Origin of the sequence: Marinibaculum pumilum (assembly GCF_042646425.1) — a bacterium.
Classification (GTDB): Bacteria; Pseudomonadota; Alphaproteobacteria; order Ferrovibrionales; family Ferrovibrionaceae; genus Marinibaculum; species Marinibaculum pumilum.
Genome location: NZ_JBHRTR010000009.1, coordinates 111,795 through 132,771, shown reverse-complemented (window position 1 = coordinate 132,771; position 20,977 = coordinate 111,795). Strand labels below are relative to the sequence as shown.

18 protein-coding genes are annotated in these 20,977 nt (G+C 68.7%); 6 read left to right on the top strand and 12 right to left on the bottom strand.

Annotated features, from left to right (window positions below; genetic code table 11):
- Positions 1–202 precede the first annotated feature (202 nt).
- The 8 genes from ACFOGJ_RS03595 to ACFOGJ_RS03560 all read right to left on the bottom strand — a co-directional run bounded on the left by ACFOGJ_RS03595 (position 203) and on the right by ACFOGJ_RS03560 (position 7,417).
- Positions 203–595 carry a nuclear transport factor 2 family protein gene (locus tag ACFOGJ_RS03595; protein WP_379898200.1) on the bottom strand — a complete coding sequence of 131 codons (393 nt, stop codon included), beginning with the start codon at positions 593–595 and terminating at the stop codon, positions 203–205.
- Positions 596–645: 50 nt separating this feature from the next.
- Positions 646–1,842 carry a mechanosensitive ion channel family protein gene (locus ACFOGJ_RS03590; RefSeq protein ID WP_379898199.1) on the bottom strand — a complete coding sequence of 399 codons (1,197 nt, stop codon included), beginning with the start codon at positions 1,840–1,842 and terminating at the stop codon, positions 646–648.
- Entirely contained in the window at positions 1,839–2,726 is an 888-nt protein-coding gene (rfbD, locus tag ACFOGJ_RS03585) for a dTDP-4-dehydrorhamnose reductase (RefSeq protein ID WP_379898198.1), read from the bottom strand. The genes ACFOGJ_RS03590 and rfbD overlap by 4 nt, the downstream gene beginning before the upstream one ends.
- A 26-nt stretch (positions 2,727–2,752) precedes the next feature.
- Positions 2,753–3,802: a dTDP-glucose 4,6-dehydratase gene (gene rfbB, locus ACFOGJ_RS03580; RefSeq protein ID WP_379898196.1), complete on the bottom strand. Its 1,050-nt coding sequence runs from the start codon at positions 3,800–3,802 to the stop codon at positions 2,753–2,755.
- Entirely contained in the window at positions 3,799–4,392 is a 594-nt protein-coding gene (gene rfbC / locus ACFOGJ_RS03575; protein ID WP_379898195.1) for a dTDP-4-dehydrorhamnose 3,5-epimerase, read from the bottom strand. Before rfbC ends, rfbB begins: the two co-directional genes overlap by 4 nt.
- Positions 4,393–4,475: 83 nt before the next feature.
- Positions 4,476–5,747 (bottom strand): TRAP transporter large permease, encoded by a 1,272-nt coding sequence (locus tag ACFOGJ_RS03570; RefSeq protein WP_379898194.1) that lies wholly within the window; start codon positions 5,745–5,747, stop codon positions 4,476–4,478.
- Positions 5,744–6,319 (bottom strand): TRAP transporter small permease, encoded by a 576-nt coding sequence (locus tag ACFOGJ_RS03565; RefSeq protein ID WP_379898193.1) that lies wholly within the window; start codon positions 6,317–6,319, stop codon positions 5,744–5,746. The genes ACFOGJ_RS03570 and ACFOGJ_RS03565 overlap by 4 nt, the downstream gene beginning before the upstream one ends.
- A gap of 78 nt (positions 6,320–6,397) precedes the next feature.
- Complete coding sequence (locus ACFOGJ_RS03560) at positions 6,398–7,417, bottom strand: TRAP transporter substrate-binding protein (RefSeq protein ID WP_379898192.1); 1,020 nt, start codon at positions 7,415–7,417, stop codon at positions 6,398–6,400.
- Between the two features lie 271 nt (positions 7,418–7,688).
- Here ACFOGJ_RS03560 and ACFOGJ_RS03555 point away from each other — a divergent pair, with 271 nt between their 5' ends.
- Positions 7,689–8,906 (top strand): MFS transporter, encoded by a 1,218-nt coding sequence (locus ACFOGJ_RS03555; protein WP_379898191.1) that lies wholly within the window; start codon positions 7,689–7,691, stop codon positions 8,904–8,906.
- A 31-nt stretch (positions 8,907–8,937) separates the two neighbouring features.
- Entirely contained in the window at positions 8,938–10,806 is a 1,869-nt protein-coding gene (locus ACFOGJ_RS03550) for an adenylate/guanylate cyclase domain-containing protein (RefSeq protein ID WP_379898190.1), read from the top strand.
- Between the two features lie 53 nt (positions 10,807–10,859).
- On the opposite strand, the gene ACFOGJ_RS03545 is transcribed toward ACFOGJ_RS03550, so the two are convergent.
- The 3 genes from ACFOGJ_RS03545 to ettA form a co-directional block, all read right to left on the bottom strand.
- On the bottom strand, positions 10,860–11,429 hold the full coding sequence (locus tag ACFOGJ_RS03545) for a hypothetical protein (RefSeq protein WP_379898188.1): 570 nt from the start codon (positions 11,427–11,429) through the stop codon (positions 10,860–10,862).
- Positions 11,430–11,591: 162 nt separating this feature from the next.
- Entirely contained in the window at positions 11,592–12,431 is an 840-nt protein-coding gene (locus ACFOGJ_RS03540; protein WP_379898187.1) for a methyltransferase domain-containing protein, read from the bottom strand.
- Between the two features lie 36 nt (positions 12,432–12,467).
- The gene (gene ettA / locus ACFOGJ_RS03535; RefSeq protein WP_379898185.1) at positions 12,468–14,147 is read right to left on the bottom strand and encodes an energy-dependent translational throttle protein EttA; all 1,680 of its coding nucleotides are present in this window, start codon (positions 14,145–14,147) and stop codon (positions 12,468–12,470) included.
- A 280-nt stretch (positions 14,148–14,427) separates the two neighbouring features.
- Between ettA and ACFOGJ_RS03530 the strand changes: the two genes are divergently transcribed.
- Together ACFOGJ_RS03530 and ACFOGJ_RS03525 are read left to right on the top strand one after the other, a co-directional pair.
- A complete protein-coding gene (locus ACFOGJ_RS03530; protein ID WP_379898183.1) occupies positions 14,428–14,847 on the top strand; it encodes a DUF6088 family protein in 420 nt (139 codons plus the stop codon).
- Entirely contained in the window at positions 14,813–15,721 is a 909-nt protein-coding gene (locus ACFOGJ_RS03525; RefSeq protein ID WP_379898181.1) for a nucleotidyl transferase AbiEii/AbiGii toxin family protein, read from the top strand. Before ACFOGJ_RS03530 ends, ACFOGJ_RS03525 begins: the two co-directional genes overlap by 35 nt.
- A gap of 9 nt (positions 15,722–15,730) precedes the next feature.
- Here the strand turns inward: ACFOGJ_RS03525 and ACFOGJ_RS03520 are convergent, their stop codons facing one another.
- Positions 15,731–17,428 (bottom strand): hypothetical protein, encoded by a 1,698-nt coding sequence (locus ACFOGJ_RS03520; protein ID WP_379898180.1) that lies wholly within the window; start codon positions 17,426–17,428, stop codon positions 15,731–15,733.
- 546 nt (positions 17,429–17,974) lie between these two features.
- Between ACFOGJ_RS03520 and ACFOGJ_RS03515 the strand changes: the two genes are divergently transcribed.
- Both ACFOGJ_RS03515 and ACFOGJ_RS03510 read left to right on the top strand, forming a co-directional pair.
- Positions 17,975–19,498: a sensor histidine kinase gene (locus ACFOGJ_RS03515; RefSeq protein WP_379898178.1), complete on the top strand. Its 1,524-nt coding sequence runs from the start codon at positions 17,975–17,977 to the stop codon at positions 19,496–19,498.
- A 123-nt stretch (positions 19,499–19,621) separates the two neighbouring features.
- Complete coding sequence (locus tag ACFOGJ_RS03510) at positions 19,622–20,977, top strand: aspartate aminotransferase family protein (protein WP_379898177.1); 1,356 nt, start codon at positions 19,622–19,624, stop codon at positions 20,975–20,977.

Below are 20,977 nucleotides of genomic sequence, written 5' to 3'. Positions count from 1 at the left end.
CGTCCCGCCCGACAGAAAAAGCTGCTGCAAATCTACCGGCAACGCCTTGACACAAGCCGCCTCATATAAGCCCGAGAACGACGGCACAGGAACTGGATGGCCAAGCCGTACCAAGTCTGCCGGTGGCATAGACGAGTACCGGGAGAATCGCCCCCCGGAGCGACGCAGTTGGATGACCGTGGGAGGCTGCGGACCGCCGCCCCTATTCGTGCACCACGTAGTGGAAGGTCTTGTTGACGATCCGCCAGCGGCCCTCGTGCAGGACGAAGGTCAGCAGGTCGGTGAAGTAGCGCGGCGGGATCGCGCATTCGACCTTGGCGACGGCGGTCTGCGGCCCGACCACGTCGATCGACAGGATCCGGTCGTGGCGCGTCTTGCCCTGGTCGGCCGGGCTCTCGCGGTTGGCCATCACCTCCATGTACTGGTCCAGGGACCAGTCCAGCATCGGGCTGTCGACGGCGGAGAACAGGTGCGCCTGCGGCATGAACACCTGCCGCATCTTCACCGTGTCGCCGTGATAGAGGCCGTCGAAATAGTCCTCCAGCGCCGTCGCGATGGCCCGGTAGGCATCCTGGTGCGCGATCTTCTCGCTCATGTCCCTGTCCCTGCTGGCTGTCAAATCCGCTTGCCCTTCGTTTCCGCCGCTCAACGGCCTTCGCCGCCTTCCTGTCCGCCCGACGGTGCCGGCAGCGCCGCGCGCCCGTCCGCGCTGGGCGGCACGAACAGCTCCGGGCGGTCGCCATGCGGCCATTGCTCCAGATAGACCGACTGCGACGGGAAGGCGAAGGACGAGCCGTTGCGCAGCACGATATCCATGATCGTGTAGGCAAGCTCCTCCTTCAGCTCCAGCCAGCGGCCCCAGTTGGTGGTCACGGTGAAGCAGTAGAGCATGATGTCGATTGAGGAATCGTTGAACTTGTCGATCCGCACGAAGGTCGATGCCTCCTCCGGCCGCACATAGGCCGGATTCTCCAGGATATAGGCCTCGATCTCGTCGCGGATCGCGCGCAGCTGCGGCACGGTGGTGGAATAGGTGACGCCGATCGTCCAGTAGATGCGGCGGAAGGTCATCTTCGAGAAATTGACCACCGGCTGGTCCGACAGCGAGTTGTTGGGCACGAAGACCGGCGCCTTGTCGAAGCGCCGCACCAGGGTGGAGCGGAAGCCGATCTTCTCCACCGTGCCCTCGACCACCCCGTCGACGGAGATCCAGTCGCCGCGCGCGAAGCGCTTCTCCGCCATGATCAGCAGGCCGCCGATCAGGTTCTTGAACAGGTCCTGCGCACCCAGGGCCACCGCAGCGCCGACCAGGCCGAAGCCCGCCAGGACCGCCATCACGTCGACGCCCCAGGTCTCCAGGATGGTGGCGCCGCCGAGGATCGCGATCACGACCTTCAGCGCCTTCATCATCCAGTCGACCAGTTCCGCGGTCAGCAGCTCCTCCAGCCGGCGGAACAGGTAGCGCGCCGGGTCGACCATCCGGAACAGCGCCCAGAACACGGCGAAGACGATCATCGAGCGGATCAGCCGGTCCGCCACGATCGTCGCGTCGGTGGAGAAGCGCAGATGCTCGATGGCGAAGAACAGGCCGGCGATCACCGGGATCAGCTTCAGCGGCTCCGCCATCGCATCGACGACGCGGCCGGCCAGGTCCATGCCGCGGCGCGCCAGGTAGCGCTGCACCAGGCCGATCACCCAGCGCGCGAACAGGCCCCGCAGCACCAGGAACAGCAGGAAGATCAGCAGCGCGGTGACCAGGTTGCCGACGCTGGCGCCGAAGATGCCCTCGTTCCAGACCTCCATCACGACGGTCCAGAACCGGTCGTAATCCTCGCGGTTCATGCCTCACTCCCGGCTCGGGTCAGGGTCGCGACGACCTGCGGCAGCGCCGCCCGCCAGTCCGGCGCGGCCAGGCCGAACACCGCCGCGAACCGCCCGCTGTCCAGCACCGACCATGCCGGCCGACGGGCCGCCGTCGGCCAGTCGGCCGTCGCAATGGGATGCACCGGGATCCGCGCGCCGGCCGCGTCCAGGGTGGCCACGGCCAGATCGTGCCAGGACGCCGCCGGTGCCCCGGCAAAGTGATAGATGCCATAGCCGATGGCCGCGCCGGACCGCAACCGGCCCAGGACCGCACAGATGGCGGTGGCGATGTCGCCGGCAGCGGTGGGCGAGCCATACTGGTCGGCGACCACCCGCAGTTCGTCCCGCTCGGCCGCCAGCCGCAGCATGGTCTTTACGAAATTCGCCCCCTGGGCGGAGAAAACCCAGGCGGTGCGCAGGACGATCGCCTGCGGGCAGGCGGCCAGCACGGCCTGCTCGCCGGCCAGCTTGCTCCTCCCATAGGCGTTGGCCGGGGCGACCGGATCGTCCTCGCGATAGCCGCGGCGCGCCGCTGCCGCCGGCCCGCTGCCGTCGAACACAAAGTCGGTGGACAGGTGGACCACCGGAATGCCCGCCCCGGCGGCTTCCTGCGCCACAATGCCGGCGCCCAGATTGTTGACCCGGTCGGCCGCGTCCGGCTCCGCCTCCGCCCGGTCGACGGCGGTATAGGCGGCCAGGTTCACCACCGCGGAGGCGCCTTGCATCGCAGCAGCCACCGCATCGCGGTCGGCGATGTCCAGCACCGCCCGCGGCGCCGCGCGATGCGCCAGCCCGGCCGCCGCCAGCGCGCGGCACAGCGACTGGCCGACCTGGCCCGCCGCCCCGGTGACCAGAACGGTCATCGGCTCCCGATCCTCACCCGGGCCCCTCAGGCCTTCCGGCCCAGCCGGCCGCGGTCATAGCGTGCCGACATCGCCGCCACCCAGTCCGGGTTCTCCAGGTACCAGGCGACCGTCGCCGCCAGGCCGTCCTCGAACGCGATCTCCGCCCGCCAGTCGAGTGCCGCCGCGGTCGCTGTCACGTCCAGGGCATAGCGCCGGTCATGGCCGGGTCGGTCGGCGACATGACGGATCAGCCCGGCATGCGGTGCATGGGCCGCATCGGGGCGCAGCCGGTCCAGCGCCGCGCAGATGCCGTGCACGATCTCCAGGTTGCTGCGCACATTGGCCGCGCCCAGCAGATAGACCGCGCCGGGCTGCCCGGCCGCCGCGGCCCGCCGCAGGCCCGCGACATGATCGTCGACATGGATCCAGTCGCGCTCCTGCCGGCCGTCGCCATAGACCGGCAGGTCCCGCCCCTCCAGCGCGTTCAGCACGGTCAGCGGGATCAGCTTCTCGGGAAACTGGCAGGGGCCGTAATTGTTGCCGCAGTTCGTCACGATCACCGGCAGGCCGTAGGTGACATGCCAGGCCCGCGCCAGATGGTCGGCGGCGGCCTTGCTGGCGGCATAGGGGGAATTCGGCCGGTAGGGGCTGTCGGGCCGGAAAAAGCCGCCCGGTTGCAGGGAACCGAACACCTCGTCCGTGGATACGGCGACCAGGCGGAAGGCTCCGGCCTCCGCCTCCGGTAGGGCGCGCCAGTGGTGCAGGGCCTCCGCCAGCAGGACCGCCGTGCCGTCGACATTGGTGCGGATGAAGGCCAGCGGCCCGTCGATCGACCGGTCGACATGGGTCTCGGCCGCCAGGTGGTAGACCGTTCGCGGCCGGTACTCAGCGAACAACCGGCGCAGCAGGGTCGCATCCGCCACATCGCCCTCCACGAAGACATGGCCCGGCGCGGCGTCCGCATCCCCCAGGTTCAGCCGGCTGCCGGCATAGGTCAGCCGGTCCAGGTTCACCACCCGCTCGCCATCGGCCAGCAGCGCACGTACCAGGGCGGAGCCGATGAAGCCCGCCCCACCGGTCACCAGGACCGTCATGCACCGGCCCCCGAGGGCGGCGCGCCCGGCAGCATCACGAAGGGGCTGTCCAGGTCGGCCAGGACCGGCCAGGTGCGGTCGCGGTCGTTGACCGCCAGGTCCGCCGGTGCGGCCGGCCAGTCGATGCCCAGAGCCGGATCGTCGAAGGCCAGGCCGCGCTCATGCTCCGGCGACCAGTAGTCGGTCACCTTGTAGGCCACCAGGCAGTCGGCCTGCAGGGAACAATAGCCATGCGCGAATCCCGCCGGCACCCAGAGGGCATTGCCCGCCTCCGCCGACAGGCGCAGCGCGACATGCCGGCCGTAGTGCGGCGAGCCGCGGCGCAGGTCGACGGCAACATCGAGAATCGCACCGGCGAGCACGCTGACCAGCTTGCCCTGGCTGCGCGGCGGCGCCTGGAAATGCAGGCCGCGGAAGGTGTGGCATGCGCCAGTGCGCACCAGGTTGTCCTGCACGAAATCGGCGTCGATGCCGTGGCCGGAGAAGCGGGCGCGGTTCCAGGTCTCCGACAGCCAGCCGCGATCGTCGCCGTGGCGCTGCGGAATCACCTCCAGAAGGTCGGGAATGGCAAGCGGGGTGACGGCGAACATCGGCGTCCTCGGCAGGGGATGCTGGGCAGTGGATGCTGCCTTCTCCTATCACGTCCGGCCGCCGGGCCACATCTTGCTGCCGCCTAGCGGCCGGCCTGGACCAGGAACAGGGCGAGATCGGGGATCAGGATCACCAGGACCAGCGCCACCAGCATCAGGGCGATGAAGGGCAGCACCGAGACGACGATCCGGCCGAAGCTCTCCTTGAACGCCACCATGGCGATGAACAGGTTGATGCCGACCGGCGGGGTCAGATAGCCGATCTCCAGGTTCATGATCATGACGACGCCGAAATGCACCGGGTCCAGGCCGATCTGCTGCACGGTCGGCAGCAGCAGCGGCGCCAGGATCAGGATCGCGGAGCCGATGTCCATGAAGCAGCCGATCGCCAGCAGCAGCAGGTTGATGCCCACCACCTGCAGCCAGGGATCGTGCAGGGTGGCGGCCAGGAAACGGGCCGCCTCCCGCGGCACGCCTTCATAGTCCAGCACGGTGTTCAGGCTGCCGGCGATCGCCAGCAGCGGCAGCAGGGTGCCCAGCAGCCTGGTGGTGTCGTAGACCACCACCACATAGTCGCGGGGCCGCATCTCGCGGTGCACCAGGAGTTCGATCACAAGTGCATAGACCAGCGACACGGCCGCCGCCTCGGTCGGCGTGTAGTAGCCGCTGTAGATGCCGCCGAGCAGGATCACGGGCATCAGCAGCGCCCAGACCCCGTCTCGGATCGCGGTCGCGATCTCCCGCAGGTCCCAGGGCCGCACCGCCCGGCCCCGGTTCACCCACAGCCCATAGGCGCAGAACAGGGCGGCGAGCAGCAGGCCGGGCAGGATGCCGGCGACGAACAGGTCGGTGATCGATGTCTCCGTCATGATCCCATACAGGATCATCGGGATCGACGGCGGGATGATGATGCCCAGCGTCCCGGCGGAGCACATCAGGCCGAGGGAGAAGTTGCGGTCGTAGCCTTCCTGGATCAGCGCCGGATACATGATCGAGCCGACCGCCAGCATGGTCACGATCGACGAGCCGGAGATCGCGGCGAAGACCGCGCAGGACAGCACCGCGGCGATCGCCAGCCCGCCGGGAACCGGCGCGGTCAGCGCCGACATCACGCGGATCAGGCGGGCCGCGATGGTGCCGCGGGTCATCACCGCGCCGGCGATGATGAACATCGGGATCGACAGCAGCACCTCCCGGTCGATCGCGAACCAGATGTCCTGCGCCAGGAATTCCAGCGCGCTGCCGCTGGCGAAATAGAGGTGGATATAGGCGGTGGCCGCCGCCAGCACGAGGACGACGTTCACCCGCAGCAGCAGCAGCGCAGCGACCATCGCCACGAAGATGACGACGCTCATGCGGCGATGCCCGTACTCTCGGGCCGGTGCGCGGGCCAGAGGGCGAAGACCAGGTAGCGCAGCCCGCCGGACAGGAAGACGTAGGGCAGGATCAGCTGGAATGGCCAGATCTGCACCTGGAACACCATGGAGATCTCGGCATTGCGCCGGGTCGATTCCACGAACTCCCAGCAGATCCAGGCCAGGCCGAAACAGATCGCGGCGGACAGCAGGTCGGAGATCCGGTTCACCAGCCGGTCATGGCGCTCCGGGAACAGTCGGTCGACCACGGTTGGCCGCAGATGGCCGCCCACCGCGACGACGATGCAGAAGCCCAGCATGCCGGCGATCTGCGTGGCATGCACGGCGAAGCGCTGGGCGCCGAACGTGCCGCCCAGCCAGTCGCGGGCGAATTCCTTCATGCCCAGCCCGGCGGCCAGGGCATAGAGCTCGCGCCCGCCCACATCGACGATCAGCGCCAGCGCGACCAGGGTGAAGGCGATCACGGCAATTGCCGCCTCCGCCCATCGCCAGGTCCGAAGTAGCCGGCTCATCCCGGGGATCTCGCCGTCCGGCATCTTCCCATCCGGCATCGTCCCATCCGGGGGAAGCGGCATGCGGGGCGGGGCCGCATCGCGCGGCACTGCGCCCCGATGCCCTGGCCCGCCTCGCTACTTGCCTGCGGCGAAGTCGGCCTTGCCCTTCTGGATCGCCTGCCAGACCTCCTGCGCGCGCGGCGCCGGCCCGGCGGCCAGTTCGTCGACCATCACCTGCCGCACCGGCCGCACCCGCTCGGCAAAGGCCTCGCGCTGCGCGTCGGTGAGGATGTGGATCGTGCCGCCCTTGGCGGCGAACTCCTTCGCTTTCGGGCTGTCGGGCAGCTGCTCGTCCGCCATCACCAGGGCGCGGGTCTCCGCCACCGGCGGCAGCACCTCCGCGAGCTTCGCCCGTTGCGCGTCGGTCAGGCCGTCGAACAGCTTCTTGTTCATGTACCAGGCCGCACCGTGGTGCAGGTGGCGGGTGGTGACGTAGTGGGGGGCGCTCTGCGCCGCCGGCGTGGTGATGTAGTAGAGGAACGGCAGGTCCCCGGCGACCACCAGGCCCTGCTGCAGCCCGGGGAAGAACTCGCTGAGCGGCATCTGTACGCCGTTGGCGCCCAACGCCTGCCAGAAATGCCGCGACACCGGCGACATCCGCGCCGCCTTGCCCTCAAGGTCGGCGGGGGTCAGGCATTCGAAGTTGCAGATCACGTCGTTCCAGCCGACATCGCCCCAGTCAATCAGCACCACCCCCTTGGCCAGCGCGATGTCCTTCAGGACGGGGATGACATACTCGTCCATCACCTTGATCCGCTCGGCATCGCTGTCCCACAGATAGGGGACGGTGGTGACGATGTTCTCCGGGATCGCCACTGCGGAGCCGGCGAACGAGGTGGCGCCGATCTGCACGCGTCCGCGGATCAGCTGCTGCATCATCTCCTGCTCGTTGCCGATGAACTGGAACTCGACGGCGATGTCGTCGTCGGCGAAGGCGGCGTTGAAATCGGCGATGAAGTCCTGGATCACGTCGTACAGCACGGAGCCCGGCTGCGCCGCGGTGCCGAGGCGCCAGGTCTCAGCCCTCACCCCTCCGACAGAAGCGAACAGAAATAGAACGACGCAGGCGAGCCCTGCCAGCTTGCGGATCAGCATCTCTTTCCTCCCTGTTCCTCGTGCGGCCATCGTGGCGCGGCCTTGAGGATGCGGTCGTCGTTGCAACCGTCGGGGGAATGCTATCCCAACATCCCGCCTTTGGCGATGGCCGCATGCCGGTCATGCCACCGGGACCCGCCGGGGAGCCCGGCCTGCCCCGCAGGCCCGGGTTGCACCGGCCGCCCGTGGCGCCGACGGTGCCGCCACGGCAGAATGCGCGCCCGCGGCCTGAACAGCGGCCGGACCTTCCTTCCATTCCTTTCCGGCAGACATGAGCGAACAGCGTACCGACTGGCCGATGGTGGCCCTCCTGATCGCAGGCGGCATCGTCGCCGCCATCCAGGTGGGCAAGGTGCCGCCGTTGATCCCGATCCTGCGGCAGGAACTGACAATGAGCCTGGTGGCAAGCGGCTGGCTGGCCTCCTCGATCCAGGTGATGGGCGCCTGTGCCGGGCTGGTCTGCGGCAGCCTGGCCGACCGGATGGGCCGCCGCAGGGCGGTGCTGATCGCCTGCGCGATCGGCCTGCTGGCCAGTTCCGGCGGCGCCCTGTCGCCCGACGGCACCCTGTTGCTGGCCTTCCGCGTGGCGGAAAGCGTCAGCTTCGTCTTCCTGGTCGTCGCGCTGCCGGGCCTGATCGTCGCCGCCAGCGCCCTGCCCGACCTGCGCCTCTCCGTCGGCCTGTGGTCGATCTACATGCCGACCGGCGTCACCATCGCCATGATCGCGGTGCCGCTGCTCGCCCCCCTGATCGGCTGGCGGCCGCTGTGGTGGGGGGCCGGACTGGTGATGGCGGTCTACGGCATCGCCCTCGCCCTCGCCTTCCGTTCCCGGCCGCCGCCGCCGGCCTCGCCGGAGAACCAGCGCGCGGGCATCGCCGACTTCCTGGCCGTGCTGCGGCGGCCGGGCTGCTGGCTGCTGGGCCTGAGCTTCGGCTTCTACACCTTCCAATGGTTCGCAGTGGCGACCTGGTTGCCGACCTTCGCGCAGGCGGATATGGGCGTCACCGTCACCGAAGCCGGCCTGCTCGCCGCGCTGGTGGTGGCCGCCAATATCGTCGGCTGCGTCGGCGGCAGTTTCGTGCTGCACCGGGGAGTGCCGCGCTGGATGATCCTGGCCGCAGTGAACGGGATGCTCGGACTCCTGTCGCTGGGGATCTTCGACCCGGGGCTGCCGGGGCCGCTGCGCGTCGGCATGGCAGTCGTCTTCTCGGCCTTCGGCGGGATGCTGCCGGCCGCAGTGCTCGCCGCCGCGCCGATGCATGCGCCGCATCCGCGCGCCATCGGCGCGGTCAACGGGCTGATCGTCCAGGGCTCGACCACCGGCGCCGTGATCGGGCCGCCGGTCATCGCGCTGGCGGTCAGCAGCGGCGGCAATTGGGGAGAAGCCAGCTGGGTGCTGACCCTCTCCGGTGCCTTCGGCGTCTGCGCAGCCCTGGTCCTGCGGCTGATCGAACGCCATCTCTTGCGGAATGCCGAAAGCCGCGCCTGAAAGCGGGCGGCGGCGGCTGCGGGGTGGGGCCATGCCGGAATACGCGATCACCAGATCCTTCGAACTTCCCTTGCCGCTGGACGGCGCCTGGCTGGCCATGTCCGACACGGCGCGGGTGAACCTGGAAGCCGGCAATCCCAGCTATCGGAGCGTCGAGGAGGTGCAGCCCGACGGCAGCGCCCTGCGCCGGTCCAAGGGTGCCGCAGGCGCCCTGAAGCTGGAATGGGAGGAAAGCTTCGGCCAGTGGGTCCATGGCCGATGGGCGCTGCAGGAACGGTCGTTCCGGACGGGCCCGCTTTCGAGCGCGCGTTTCGGTTCCAGGCTGGTTCCGGTTTCACCCGGCCGAACCCGGGTCGAGATTGAGGGCGCCATCACCTGGCACGGCCTTGTCGGCACCCTCCTGCACTGGGCCGGCTTCATGCGGAAGTTCGTCGACCAGCGGGTCGACCTGGTGCAGCGCCTGGGCGAGGCGCGCGCCGCGGCCGGCGGCAGCCCCCCGGCTCTGGCCCCGCCAAGGCTTGGCGCGGAAGCCGAGCGCCGGCTGCAGACGGCCCTTGCGGCCCTGCGCGGCCGTCGGGACCCGAAGCTCGTCGCGGCTCTGGAATCCCTGTTGCGGGGTGCCGTAGAGACCGACCTTGCCCGGATCCGGCCGCTCGCGCTCGCCGCCGCCTGGCAGGCACCGGCTGCTGCGGTCATCGCGCTGGTCCTGGACGCCCATCGCGAAGGCCTGCTGGGCATGCGTTGGGAACTGCTCTGTCCGCGCTGCCGCGGTGGCAAGGCTGCCGTCGGCAATCTGTACGAACTGCCCCGCGGCACCCACTGCCCGTCCTGCAACATCGACTACGAGCGGGATTTCACCCGCAATGTCGAGCTGGTGTTCCGGCCGGAACCCTGGCTTCGGCCGCTGGCCGACGGCGAGTACTGCCTGCTCGGCCCGGCCACCACCCCCCATGTCCGGGTGCAGCACCGGCTCTCCCCCGGGGAAAGCGTCGAACTGGAAGCCGAACTCGCACCCGGCGCCTACCGTCTGCGCAGCGTGGAGGAGGGGCCGGAGCGCGATATCGACTGGTCCGGCGAAGCGGGCTTTCCGGAGGTCGTCCTGACCCCGGAGGCGGTGACCCAGGGCCCGCCGGCACCGCCGGGCCGCGTGCGGCTGCGCAACGACGGCCCGGTGCCGCGGTTCGCGGTGATCGAGGACCGCCAGTGGCTGGCGGAGGTGCTGACCGGCGACAGGGTCCTGGCCCTGCCGGCCTTCCGCGAACTCTGCCCGGAACAGGTGATCCGGCCGGGCGACGAGGTGGCGATCTCCCGCGCCTGCGTGCTGTTCGCCGACCTGAAGGGGTCCACCGCGCTCTATGCCCGGCTGGGCGATGCCGCGGCCTATGGCCTGGTGCGCGACTATTTCGCCTTCTTCGCGGAGCGCCTGACTGAGGCCGGCGGCGTGCTGGTAAAGACCATGGGGGATGCGGTGATGGCCGCCTTCGCCGAGCCCGAGGCGGCGGTGGCCACGGCCCTGGCGATCCATCGCGACGCCGCCGCATTCAGCCGGCAGCACGGCGGCGATGCCCTGGTCTCCAAGATCGGCCTGCATGCCGGCCCCTGCGTCGCGGTCAACACCTCCGGCCTGATGGACTATTTCGGCCGGACGGTGAACCTGGCGGCGCGGCTGCAGGCGCAGAGCGACGGCAGCGACATCGTGCTGACCCGCGCGATGGCGGAAGACCCGGCCGTCGCGGCGCTGATCGCCGGCATGCCGGCACGGGACGAGGTCGTGCAGCTGCGCGGCATTCCGGAACCGACGGAAATCCGCCGGGTCCAGGTGGAAGCCCTTGCCACGGATGGTGCGGAAGGCAGCCGGGTCGCCGACCCGGCAGCAGCGCAGGAGGCGGCGGCGGGCTGAGGCAGGTGCCGCCTTCGTCACCACGGCGCCGGCCCTTTGTCAGTGCCCCGCTGTCAGTGCAGGGTCACCACGCTGCCCCGCGGCCCGTCATCGTCCATGCCGCCGCCGATACGGTCGTTGGCGCCCGCAGGCTCCGCCCGGCGGGCGGACCAGCGCCACAGATCGCCATCGTTCCGCGACGGCAGGACAAGGCGGCCGTCCTGCAGGTCGCCTGCGATCGCATCCGCGAAGGGTGCCGCATGGCGTCGTGCCGCGGCCGGGCAGAGGGCCGCCAGCAGGCCCGACGGGCCCGGGGTCACCCGCCGCTGCCGGCAGGCGATCTCGCGCACGAACAGGATCTCGTCGGGGCTGAGGGTCACGCAGCCCGGGCAGCGCACGTCGATCTGCCGCTTCGCCGAACTGCCGATGATCGTCCAGAAGCTGTCCAGCTGCATCGCCACCGACGGCGCACGGGCATGGGCGAAGGCCGTCCGCAGGCGCTCCATGGCCAGGCGGCCGCCGGGCCCTTCATGCGGGTTGGCGATGTCGACCCAGACCCGCAGCGCCCAGACCAGCAGCGCCTCCGGGAAGGCGAGTTCGGGAAAGGTGTCGAGTTCCGCATAGCTGATCGAGATCTTGTCCATCCTGCCGCTCCGTGCCTGCTGCCCCGCGCCGATGAGCAGGGCCGATGAGAGAGGCATTCTTGATAATGCTTATGCGAATGATTTGCAACTACAGAACGCGTCAAGACACCCCCACCGCGCGGCGGGGACTGGCGCCGTTTCGATCTGATAGAACGCCGCCGCTCAGGCCCGTGCCACGCCGATCCGGACATGCATCGGCAGGCGATAGGCCGCACCGTCCCGGAACGGCTCGAACGCGGCCTTCAGCGCCGCGTCGGCGGCCGCCGCACCGGCTTCATCCAGGGCCTCGACCTCCGGCCCGAAGGTGATGCCCATCGGCGGGCGCCAGAAGGGCAGCCCGGCATCGACTTCCGGTGTGAAGCGCAGCTCGCGTTCCTCGGCGGCGAGCAGGCCGCCCTGCGTCATCGCCGCGGCCAGCCGCCCGGGCGTGCCATAGCCGAACGGCGCCCGGTAGCGCGCCGCCTCGGCGATGCCGAAATGCCTCATGCCCCAGTCCACCACGGTGCCCAGAACCGCGTTGTCGGCCTGCGGCCCCCAGACCAGGAAGGCGGCCTGGCCGCCCGGCCGCAGGACCCGCCGCACCTCCGCGAAGGCGCGCGCGGCGTCGGGCACGAACATGATGCCGAAGCGGCAGGTCACCCGGTCGAAGCTGTCATTCTCGAACGGCAGCGCCTGCATGTCGGCCAGGTGGGCCTCCACATGGCCATGCCCCGCAGCGTCGGCGCGCCGGCGCAGGCCCGCCAGCATGTTGGGCGCCGGATCGGTCGCCACCACCCGGCCCGACGGACCCACCGCCGCGGCCAGGCTCAACGCCGGCTCGCCGGTGCCCGAGGCCAGGTCCAGCACATGCTCGCCCGGCTGCACCCCCGCCGCCTCGATCAGCGGCCGGTTGAGCCCCTCGGCCTGCTGCGCCATCCGGTCGGCCCATTTCTCCCAGCCGGGGCCCAGCCGGTCCCAATGGTCGATCCAGGTCCGGGTATCCAGCCCCGCGGCATCGTTCATGGCTGTGCCCTCCCCCTGCCCTGCGGCCCGCGGCGCCTAGCGGCTGAGCGGCTTGTACTTGATCCGGTGCGGCTCCGTGGCATCGGCGCCGAGGCGGCGCTTCTTGTCCTCTTCGTAGTCCGCGAAATTGCCCTCGAACCATTCCACATGGCTGTCGCCCTCGAAGGCCAGCATGTGGGTGGCGATGCGGTCCAGGAACCAGCGGTCATGGCTGATCACGATGGCGCAGCCGGCGAAGTCCAGCAGCGCCTCCTCCAGCGCCCGCAGGGTGTCGACGTCCAGGTCGTTGGTCGGTTCGTCGAGCAGCAGCAGGTTGGCGCCGGACTTCAGCATCTTCGCCAGGTGGACCCGGTTGCGCTCGCCGCCGGACAGCTGGCCGACCTTCTTCTGCTGGTCGGCCCCCTTGAAGTTGAAGGCCGCGCAATAGGCCCGGCTCTGCACCTCGCGCTTGCCCAGCTGGATGACATCCTGCTTGTCGGAGATCTCCTCCCAGACGGTGCGGTTGCCGTCCAGCGCATCGCGCGACTGGTCGACATAGCCCATCTTCACGGTGTCGCCGACCCGCAGGGCGCCGCCATCGGGCTGCTCCTGACCGGTCAGCATGCGGAACAGGGTGGTCTTGCCGGCGCCGTTCGGGCCGATCACGCCGACCAGGCCGCCGCGCGGCAGGCGGAACGACAGGTCGTCGATCAGCAGGTGGTTGCCGAAACCCTTGCGCAGGTTCTCCGCCTCCACCACCAGGTCGCCCAGGCGGGGTCCCGCAGGAATCACGATCTGTGCCTGCTCGGTGCGCTTTTCCGCCTCCTGCGACAGCAGGTCCTCATAGGCCTTGATGCGGGCCTTCGACTTCGCCTGGCGGGCGCGCGGGCTGGCCTGCACCCATTCCAGCTCGTGCTTCAGGGTGCGGCGGCGGGCATCCTCGGCCTTGCCCTCCTGCTCCAGCCGCTTCTCCTTCTGCTCCAGCCAGCTGGTGTAGTTGCCCTCCCAGGGGATGCCATGGCCGCGGTCCAGCTCCAGGATCCAGCCGGCGACATTGTCCAGGAAGTAGCGGTCGTGGGTCACCGCCACCACGGTGGAGGGATAGTCCGCCAGGAAACGCTCCAGCCAGGCGACCGATTCCGCGTCCAGATGGTTGGTCGGTTCGTCCAGCAGCAGCATGTCCGGCTGCGACAGCAGCAGCCGGCAGAGCGCGATGCGCCGCCGTTCGCCGCCCGAGAGCTTCTCCACCGACGCCTCGCCGTCGGGGCAGCGCAGGGCATCCATCGCGATTTCCACCTGGCGGTTCAGGTCCCAGGCATTCTTCGCGTCGATCTCCTCCTGCAGGCGGCCCTGCTCCTCGATCAGGGCGTTCATCTCGTCGTCGTCGGTGACCTCGCCGAACTTCATCGAGACTTCCTCGAAGCGGTCCAGCAGCGCCTTGGTCTCCGCCACCCCCTCCATGACGTTCTCAAGCACGGTCTTGGCGGGATCCAGCTCCGGCTCCTGCGGCAGGTAGCCGACCTTGACCCCGTCGGCGGCCCAGGCCTCGCCCTGGAAGTCCTTCTCGATGCCGGCCATGATTTTCAGCAGGGTCGACTTGCCGGCGCCGTTGAGGCCCAGCACGCCGATCTTCGCGCCGGGCAGAAAGCTCAGGTAGATGTCGCGCAGCACCTGCCGGCCGCCGGGATAGGTCTTTCCCAGACCCTTCATCACATAGATGTACTGATAGCTCGCCATGTCGGGATTGCCCTGATCCGGAATGTCTCGTTGAGGTGGCCGCCCCGGCCCCTGCGGGCGGGCGGCAGCGGCGGCCCGCCGGGATCGCCCGACGGACCGGTTGCGGAGGGTTCTAACGGATTCCGCGTCGCATGCCCACGGGGCGCAGACGGAAGATCGCCGGTCTGGGCGGAGACGGCGCCCTTGAAGCCCTGCAACACGACGCCACATAATTTATTGTTTAATATAGTGATTTTCCCTCTCTGATGTCGTATCTTGACACAAAAGGCATGGTTGAGTGATGAAACGAGACAATCTCGAAGCACGGCTATGGGGACGTATCCGGCGGATGCGCCGCAACGTCTTTCTGCGTGCGGATTTCACAGACCTCGGGGGCTATGACCAGGTCGGTCGCGCCCTGAACGGACTTGTGCGCAAAGGGAAGTTGCTGCGGGTTGGGCAAGGGATCTACGCGCGCGCCAAAACCTCGAAGCTGAGCGGCAAGCTCGTACCGGTGGAGGGCCTCGGGACGCTCCGCGAGGCTCTGGAGCGCGTTGGGATCGAGCCGGTCCCGACGCAACTCGAGCGAGACTATGAGGCCGGGCGAACCACGCAAGTACCAACTGGCCGTGTGGTTGGCGTTCGGACACGCGTTAGACGAAAAATCGGCTACGGCAGCGTGCAACTTGGCTTCGAACGTGCTGAACAGGCGCCGCGTTGAGAGCGTAGCCGATGAACTCGGCACCAATCCCGGTTTGATCGAAAAAGACTGGCACGTCGTCCGCGCGATCGGCGTGATCGCAGGAATGGATCACGACAGCACGTCTCCAGTGTTTGCCGGCGGTACGTCGCTCTTCAAAGGTTGGGGCCTGATCAAACGATTTTCTGAGGATGTCGACTTCAAGGTGTCGATGCCGTCCGACGCAACCCGAGTGTCGCGCCGCACCTATCGCAATCGGATCCTCGCCGCACTCGCCGACGCTCAATTCACTCTCCTCGGTGAACCGTTGCGCGGCAATGCAAGTCGCTTCTTTTCAGCCGATCTTGCCTACCCAATGGAGTTCGGGGCGGGTCCCGGGCTTCGACCGCATATCAAGATAGAGATGACGTTCGCTCCGCCTGCACTCCCCCCGATCGTACGACCGGTCAGTTCGCTGGTCGCATTGGTGGGCGGCGAAGGGCCTGAAATAGCTGGCTTCCCCTGTGTCGATCCGATCGAGACCGCGGCGGACAAGCTGAGTGCTCTCGCCTGGCGGGTCTGCGCCGATCAGCACGGTGAGGATAGGGAAGATCCCAGCGTCATCCGGCATTTGCACGACCTTGCGGCACTTGAGTCACTGGTCGCCGAGCAGCCGGAATTTATCCGATTGCTGCAACAGTCAATGCTTGCCGATGCCCACCGCGGCGGCGAAGGGGTTCCTGCCAATCCTGCCGCGCGCGTCGCGTTGATGCTGGACTGCCTTTCAAACTACAAGCAGTGGAGCGTGAACTACAGGAGCCTCGTGCATCAGGTGTCGTTCGGCGACCCGGACGATATAGTCAGCTTCGACGATGCTCTGGAAGCTTGCAGGCGGCTGACTGCTGTTCTTGCATAGTAGCGCCTGTCAGGCCGAGGCCGCCGTCTGCTGCGACAGCAGGGTGTAGAGTTCGCGCAGGCGCGCGGTCTTCTCCGGGTCGTTCTGTACCGACTCCGCCAGCGCCGTCAGGGTGCCGGGATCCTTCAGGAGCTTGATCAGTTCCGCCTGCACCGCCCGCATCGCGGTGCCCGTCGTGACGCCGTTCTCGGCCGCCAGTTCCATCAGCTTCAGCGCGCGTACCGCCGGCACCGGCTCTTCGCGCTGCAGGCGTGCGAAGTACTGCGCCTTGCGCATCGCCTCCACGCAGAGCCGGTCGAACAGACCGCACAGCTCCTGCTCCGACCGCTGGTCGAACTCCGCACCACGAGCGCTCTCCTCCCATTTGCGGAACTGCCGCATCCGGGCCTCGGCGACATTCTCGCCGCCGATCACGATCCCCTTGTTCTCCTCGGAATCGATCAGCCCGACGATGAAGGCGGAGATCTTGCGCTTGTTGGCCGCGCCCAGGATGCCCGGCGCCAGCCGCAGCAGCAGGTCGATCTGTCCGATCGGCGTCTTCTGGGACTGCAGCTTGGTGCCCAGGGTCTCCGACCGCAGGATGGCACCGGCGCGGTTCTCCAGGGTGCCCAGCAGGAGGCGGGCGTCGGAACGCTCGTCGGCGTCGCGCTGCAGCTTGACGTACAGGGCCTTGAGGACCTGGGTCTCGCGGATCAGGTCGGTCGCATTGCCGCTCACCGAACGCAGGGATTCCAGTTCCTGCCGGATCCGCCGATACAGCACGCCGCGGCAATCCTTCAGCCGGCCCTCGCGGAACAGGCGGATCAGCCGTTCGACCACCGGGGTCAGGGTCACGTCCGCGGGCGGAAAACCCGCCTGGATGTCCAGCAGCGCCATGATCGCGTCGGCGCGGTCGCCGATATCGCCCAGCAGCGCCTTGATCGCCGGTCCGCTCTCGATGATCTCGGCGGCGTAGGAGTCGAAGACCGCCATCTCCTCCTCGTCCGCCTCCTCCGCCAGGAGGCCGAACATCACGGTCAGCTTGGCCGGCCAGTCCTTGGCCTCCGACAGGCTTTCGCTGATCTCCGCATGCAGCAGGAATTCGCCGTTCTTCTCGTCCTTCAGCGCGGCCATGCGCGCCCGCAGCCCGCCCGGCGGGACGGCCTTGATCTCGTGATTGCGCCAGATCAGCCGCATCTCGCGCTCGATCTCGGTGCAGAAGTCGAACAGCGCCTTCATCCGCTGGTGGATCGACAGGCCGTATTCGCGCGACTGCACCATGGCGACCCGCTGCACGCCGCCCTGCAGGACGGTGCCGGCGGCGTTCAGACGCTGCGCGTGGGAAAGGTTGTGAAGCAGCTCCAGAGGCGTGATCACCCAGCGCTCCAGGTCGTCCATGATGGCCGCGCGGATCACCCGGCGGGTCTCGAACCTGTAGAACTCGGTATGGCTGTTGCATGGCCGAGCCGACAGCGGGGTCGGCGGCCGCACCGGGGCGCTATCGGACTTGGAGGCGGCCTTGCGGCGAAAGCGCTTCAGCTCGTTCTCGACCAGGGTACGCTTCTTGTCGTCGAAGAAGCTCTGCAGGACGCGGACATCCTCCTCGCGCCCGGAGGAAACGAGCCGCTCAGCCAGACGAATGGCATCGCCCTGGGTCTCCGTCGTCGTCTGGACGACCCACTGCCCTCCGTGGTTGACCACCACCTCGTAGACGCTGCGCGACGGCATCGACGCTCCGCTTCGTTTCCTCTATCGATCCCCTGCCGATCGCGGCGCGCACCATCTGTGCGCACCTGCCTCGACAGCGGTCTTGGCGTGCCTGCCGGCCGACCCGGCATCCACCCGGCCGCGGAACCCCGCATAATATCGACGACGCATGCGGCGTCCAGATGCCCGCAGGACTGGCAATCCGGCGGGCAGTCCGGCCGGCGCCGGCGGCACCTGCCACCGTCGTAGTCCCGTTCCTGCCTGTCCCAATCGGCACAAGTCCGCAGGGCGCCGCACACGCGACGCCGAGCCATCCCAGGTCTAAGTCCCCAGGTCTTTCGTCTTGGTTAACGATGCGCACAGCTTGACGCCGAAATCGGCTAAATCTTAACGTGCATTCAGACTTGGTAGTGCGTCCGAATACTATTGTGGATTCGGCGCCCGGAACTTATTCCCGGAGAGCGGCGAATGTGCGACCCTGCGGCGGAAAACCGCCGGCCATCTCCGAATGAAATCGATGCGGACCCGCCCGACGGGACCGGTGGCGACACCGCCAGCAGCACCCAGTTGCGAAAGATTTTCAACCTGTCGCCGGCGCCTGTACTGGGCTTTGCCGCCGACCGCGACAGGGACGGGCGGATCGTCGATTTCCGGTGCACCCTCGCCAATCCGGCGGCACGGCGCCTGCGTCAGTGGAGCGGCGGGACCCCGCTGGGCACCCGGCTTTCCGAGGAACTGACAGTCGCGGTCACCGGCGGGCTGCTGGACAGCTGGGCCCGGGTCGTCCTGACCGGCCGGCCGGCGCATTCGGAGCAGATGCTCTACCTGAACCAGAAGGAACGCTGGTTCGAGGTCTCGGCCGCCCGCCTGGACGACGGTGTGCTGGTCAACATGACCGACATCACCGGCCAGAAGGTGGCGGAGGAGAAGGTCCGCTTCGCGGAACGCCGGCTGCACCGGATCCTGAACTCTGCTCTCGACGGCATCATCACCCTGGACAGCCGGAAACGCATCTCCAGTTTCAACGCATCGGCGGAGCAGCTGTTCGGCTATCGCGCGGCAGAGATGATCGGCCAGTCCCTGGACGACCTGCTGCCGCAGGCATTGCGGGCGCGGCACACGGCCCTGGTGAACGCGTTCGCCGAAGGGCCCGACCGGTCGCTGCGGATGTCGGAGTGGCGCCTGGTCCGCGGCCTTCACCGCGACGGGCACCTGATCCCCCTGCTGGCATCGATCTCCAAGATCAGCGTGGACGGGGTCCCCACCCTCACCGTCTTCATGCGCGACATGTCCTCCACCCTGCGCCACGAGGACGAATTGCGGGCGACCATCGGGGAACTGCAGGACCAGCGCCGCAGGGCGGAGCAATCCAGCTTCGCGAAGTCGGAGTTCCTGGCGAAGATGAGCCATGAGCTGCGCACGCCGCTGAATGCGATCCTGGGCTTTTCTGAAATGATCCGGGACGGGCTGCTGGGCGAGATCCAGCCGCCTGCCTACCGCGACTATATCGACGATATCCACGCCGGCGGGCAGCACCTGTTGTCGGTGATCGACGACATCCTCGACCTCTCCCGGATCGAGAGCGAGAAGGTGGTGCTGCATTTCGAAGCCCTCGACATGGCGGCGGAGATCGCCGACTCGCTGCGCATGGTCGAGATGGAGCGCGAGCGCCGGGGCCAGCGGATCGCGGTCGATCTGGCGCCGGAGGCCCGCCATGTCACCGCCGACCGGCGGGTGGTGCGCCAGATCCTCCTGAACCTCCTGGCCAATGTTGTCCGCTACGTGCAGCCGGGCGGCGAAGCGCAGATCGTCGCCCGGCTCGATCCGCCGGAAGGTCCGGCACCGCAGCTGACCCTCACCGTCGCCGATAACGGCCCCGGCCTGCCCGGCGCGGTGCTGGACAATCTGGGCCAGCCCTTTATCGCCGCCGGCAGTATCTATGCCGATACGAACACAGGCACCGGCCTTGGCCTGGCCATCGTCAAGGGACTGGCAGAGGCCCATAGCGGCATGCTGCAGATCCGCTCCTCCGCCACCGGCACGGCGGTGACGGTACGCCTGCCTTGCAGCAACGTCCCGCCGTCCGGCTGAGCCCGACGACGACCGCCGCCGGCAGGATGGATATCGGCTCCGCCGCCGTGACATACTTCCGTGTGCGGCGGCCCCGGTCAGGGGGCGGCGCAGGCATCAATGAGATTCGGGAGGACGACCGCCATGGCGGAGGCGCGGGCGCAACACAGCAATCTGAACCTCGACCATGCCCTGGCCGAGGCGGAGAGCCGCTTCATCGACGGCAATGCCGCCAGCCTCGCCGCCTTCACCCATGCCTGCGAGGGCATGCCCGGCGGCACCACGCGCAACGTGCTCTATTATCCGCCCTTCCCGCTCAACATCGTCCGCGGCGAGGGCGCCCGGGTCTGGGACGCCGACGGCCATGCCTATACCGACTGGCTGGGCGACATGTCCGCCGGCCTGTTCGGCCATTCCAACCCGGAGATCCGCGCTGCCGCGGAGGAGGCGCTGGCCGCCGGCCTGACCCTCGGCGGCCCCAACCGCTACGAGGCGGCCCTTGCGGAGGCCGTCTGCAGCCGCTTCCCGGCGATCGAGCTGGTGCGCTTCACCAATTCCGGCTCCGAAGGGTCCTACATGGCGATCGCCACCGCCCGCGCCGTGACCGGGCGGCCGAAAGTGATGGTGATGGAAAGCGCCTATCATGGCGGCCATTTCACCTTCGGCCGGCCCGCCGCCCCGGGCGGGGACGGCGGCAGCCCCCTCAACGTGCCGTTCGAGTTCGTCCTCGGCCAGCTCAACGACTGGCCGGCGACGGAGGCGGTGCTGGCGGCGCATGGCGACAGCCTCGCCGCGGTGGTGGTCGAGCCGGTGATGGGCGCCGGCGGCTGCCTCCCGGCCGACCCGGACTTCCTGCAGGCGCTGCGGGACTGGACGACCGCGCATGGCAGCCTGCTGGTGTTCGACGAGGTGATGACCTCGCGCCTGGCGCCCGGCGGCATGCAGGGCAAGCTGGGGATCCATCCCGACCTGACGGTCCTGGGCAAGTGGATCGGCGGCGGCTTCAGCTTCGGCGGCTTCGGCGGCCGCGCCGATATCATGGCGCGCTTCGACCCGCGGCGACCCGACGCGCTCTCCGCCAGCGGCACCTTCAACAACAATGTCATGACCATGGCTGCGGGGCTTGCTGGGTTGACCCGGGTCTATACGCCGGACCGCGCGATCGAGGTGAATGCGCGCGGCGACCGGCTGCGCGACGCCCTGAACGCCGAAGCGGCGGCGGCAGAGGTGCCGTTCCGCTTCACCGGCGCAGGGTCGCTGATCGGCATCCACCCGGTCGCCGGCGAGGTCCGCAGCCCCCGCGACACCTACGGCCGCAGCGACCAGGCCCTGGCGCTCTATCATCTGGCGATGCTGGAGGCCGGGCACTATCTCGCCCGCCGCGGCTATATGGCACTGAACATCGAGCTGACGGACGAGGACTGCGCCGCGCTCACCGCGGCGACCCGCGCCTTCCTGGACCGCTTCGCGCCGGCATTGCGGGAGGCCGTGGGCAGCTGA

Excerpts from the sequence above, each read along its gene's own strand:
- ACFOGJ_RS03595 (WP_379898200.1), bottom strand. The coding sequence starts at position 595 with ATGAGCGAGAAGATCGCGCACCAGGATGCCTACCGGGCCATCGCGACG.
- ACFOGJ_RS03590 (WP_379898199.1), bottom strand. The coding sequence starts at position 1,842 with ATGAACCGCGAGGATTACGACCGGTTCTGGACCGTCGTGATGGAGGTC.
- rfbD (WP_379898198.1), bottom strand. The coding sequence starts at position 2,726 with ATGACCGTTCTGGTCACCGGGGCGGCGGGCCAGGTCGGCCAGTCGCTG.
- rfbB (WP_379898196.1), bottom strand. The coding sequence starts at position 3,802 with ATGACGGTCCTGGTGACCGGTGGGGCGGGCTTCATCGGCTCCGCCCTG.
- rfbC (WP_379898195.1), bottom strand. The coding sequence starts at position 4,392 with ATGTTCGCCGTCACCCCGCTTGCCATTCCCGACCTTCTGGAGGTGATT.
- ACFOGJ_RS03570 (WP_379898194.1), bottom strand. The coding sequence starts at position 5,747 with ATGAGCGTCGTCATCTTCGTGGCGATGGTCGCTGCGCTGCTGCTGCTG.
- ACFOGJ_RS03565 (WP_379898193.1), bottom strand. The coding sequence starts at position 6,319 with ATGCCGGATGGGAAGATGCCGGACGGCGAGATCCCCGGGATGAGCCGG.
- ACFOGJ_RS03560 (WP_379898192.1), bottom strand. The coding sequence starts at position 7,417 with ATGCTGATCCGCAAGCTGGCAGGGCTCGCCTGCGTCGTTCTATTTCTG.
- ACFOGJ_RS03555 (WP_379898191.1), top strand. The coding sequence starts at position 7,689 with ATGAGCGAACAGCGTACCGACTGGCCGATGGTGGCCCTCCTGATCGCA.
- ACFOGJ_RS03550 (WP_379898190.1), top strand. The coding sequence starts at position 8,938 with ATGCCGGAATACGCGATCACCAGATCCTTCGAACTTCCCTTGCCGCTG.
- ACFOGJ_RS03545 (WP_379898188.1), bottom strand. The coding sequence starts at position 11,429 with ATGGACAAGATCTCGATCAGCTATGCGGAACTCGACACCTTTCCCGAA.
- ACFOGJ_RS03540 (WP_379898187.1), bottom strand. The coding sequence starts at position 12,431 with ATGAACGATGCCGCGGGGCTGGATACCCGGACCTGGATCGACCATTGG.
- ettA (WP_379898185.1), bottom strand. The coding sequence starts at position 14,147 with ATGGCGAGCTATCAGTACATCTATGTGATGAAGGGTCTGGGAAAGACC.
- ACFOGJ_RS03530 (WP_379898183.1), top strand. The coding sequence starts at position 14,428 with ATGAAACGAGACAATCTCGAAGCACGGCTATGGGGACGTATCCGGCGG.
- ACFOGJ_RS03520 (WP_379898180.1), bottom strand. The coding sequence starts at position 17,428 with ATGCCGTCGCGCAGCGTCTACGAGGTGGTGGTCAACCACGGAGGGCAG.
- ACFOGJ_RS03510 (WP_379898177.1), top strand. The coding sequence starts at position 19,622 with ATGGCGGAGGCGCGGGCGCAACACAGCAATCTGAACCTCGACCATGCC.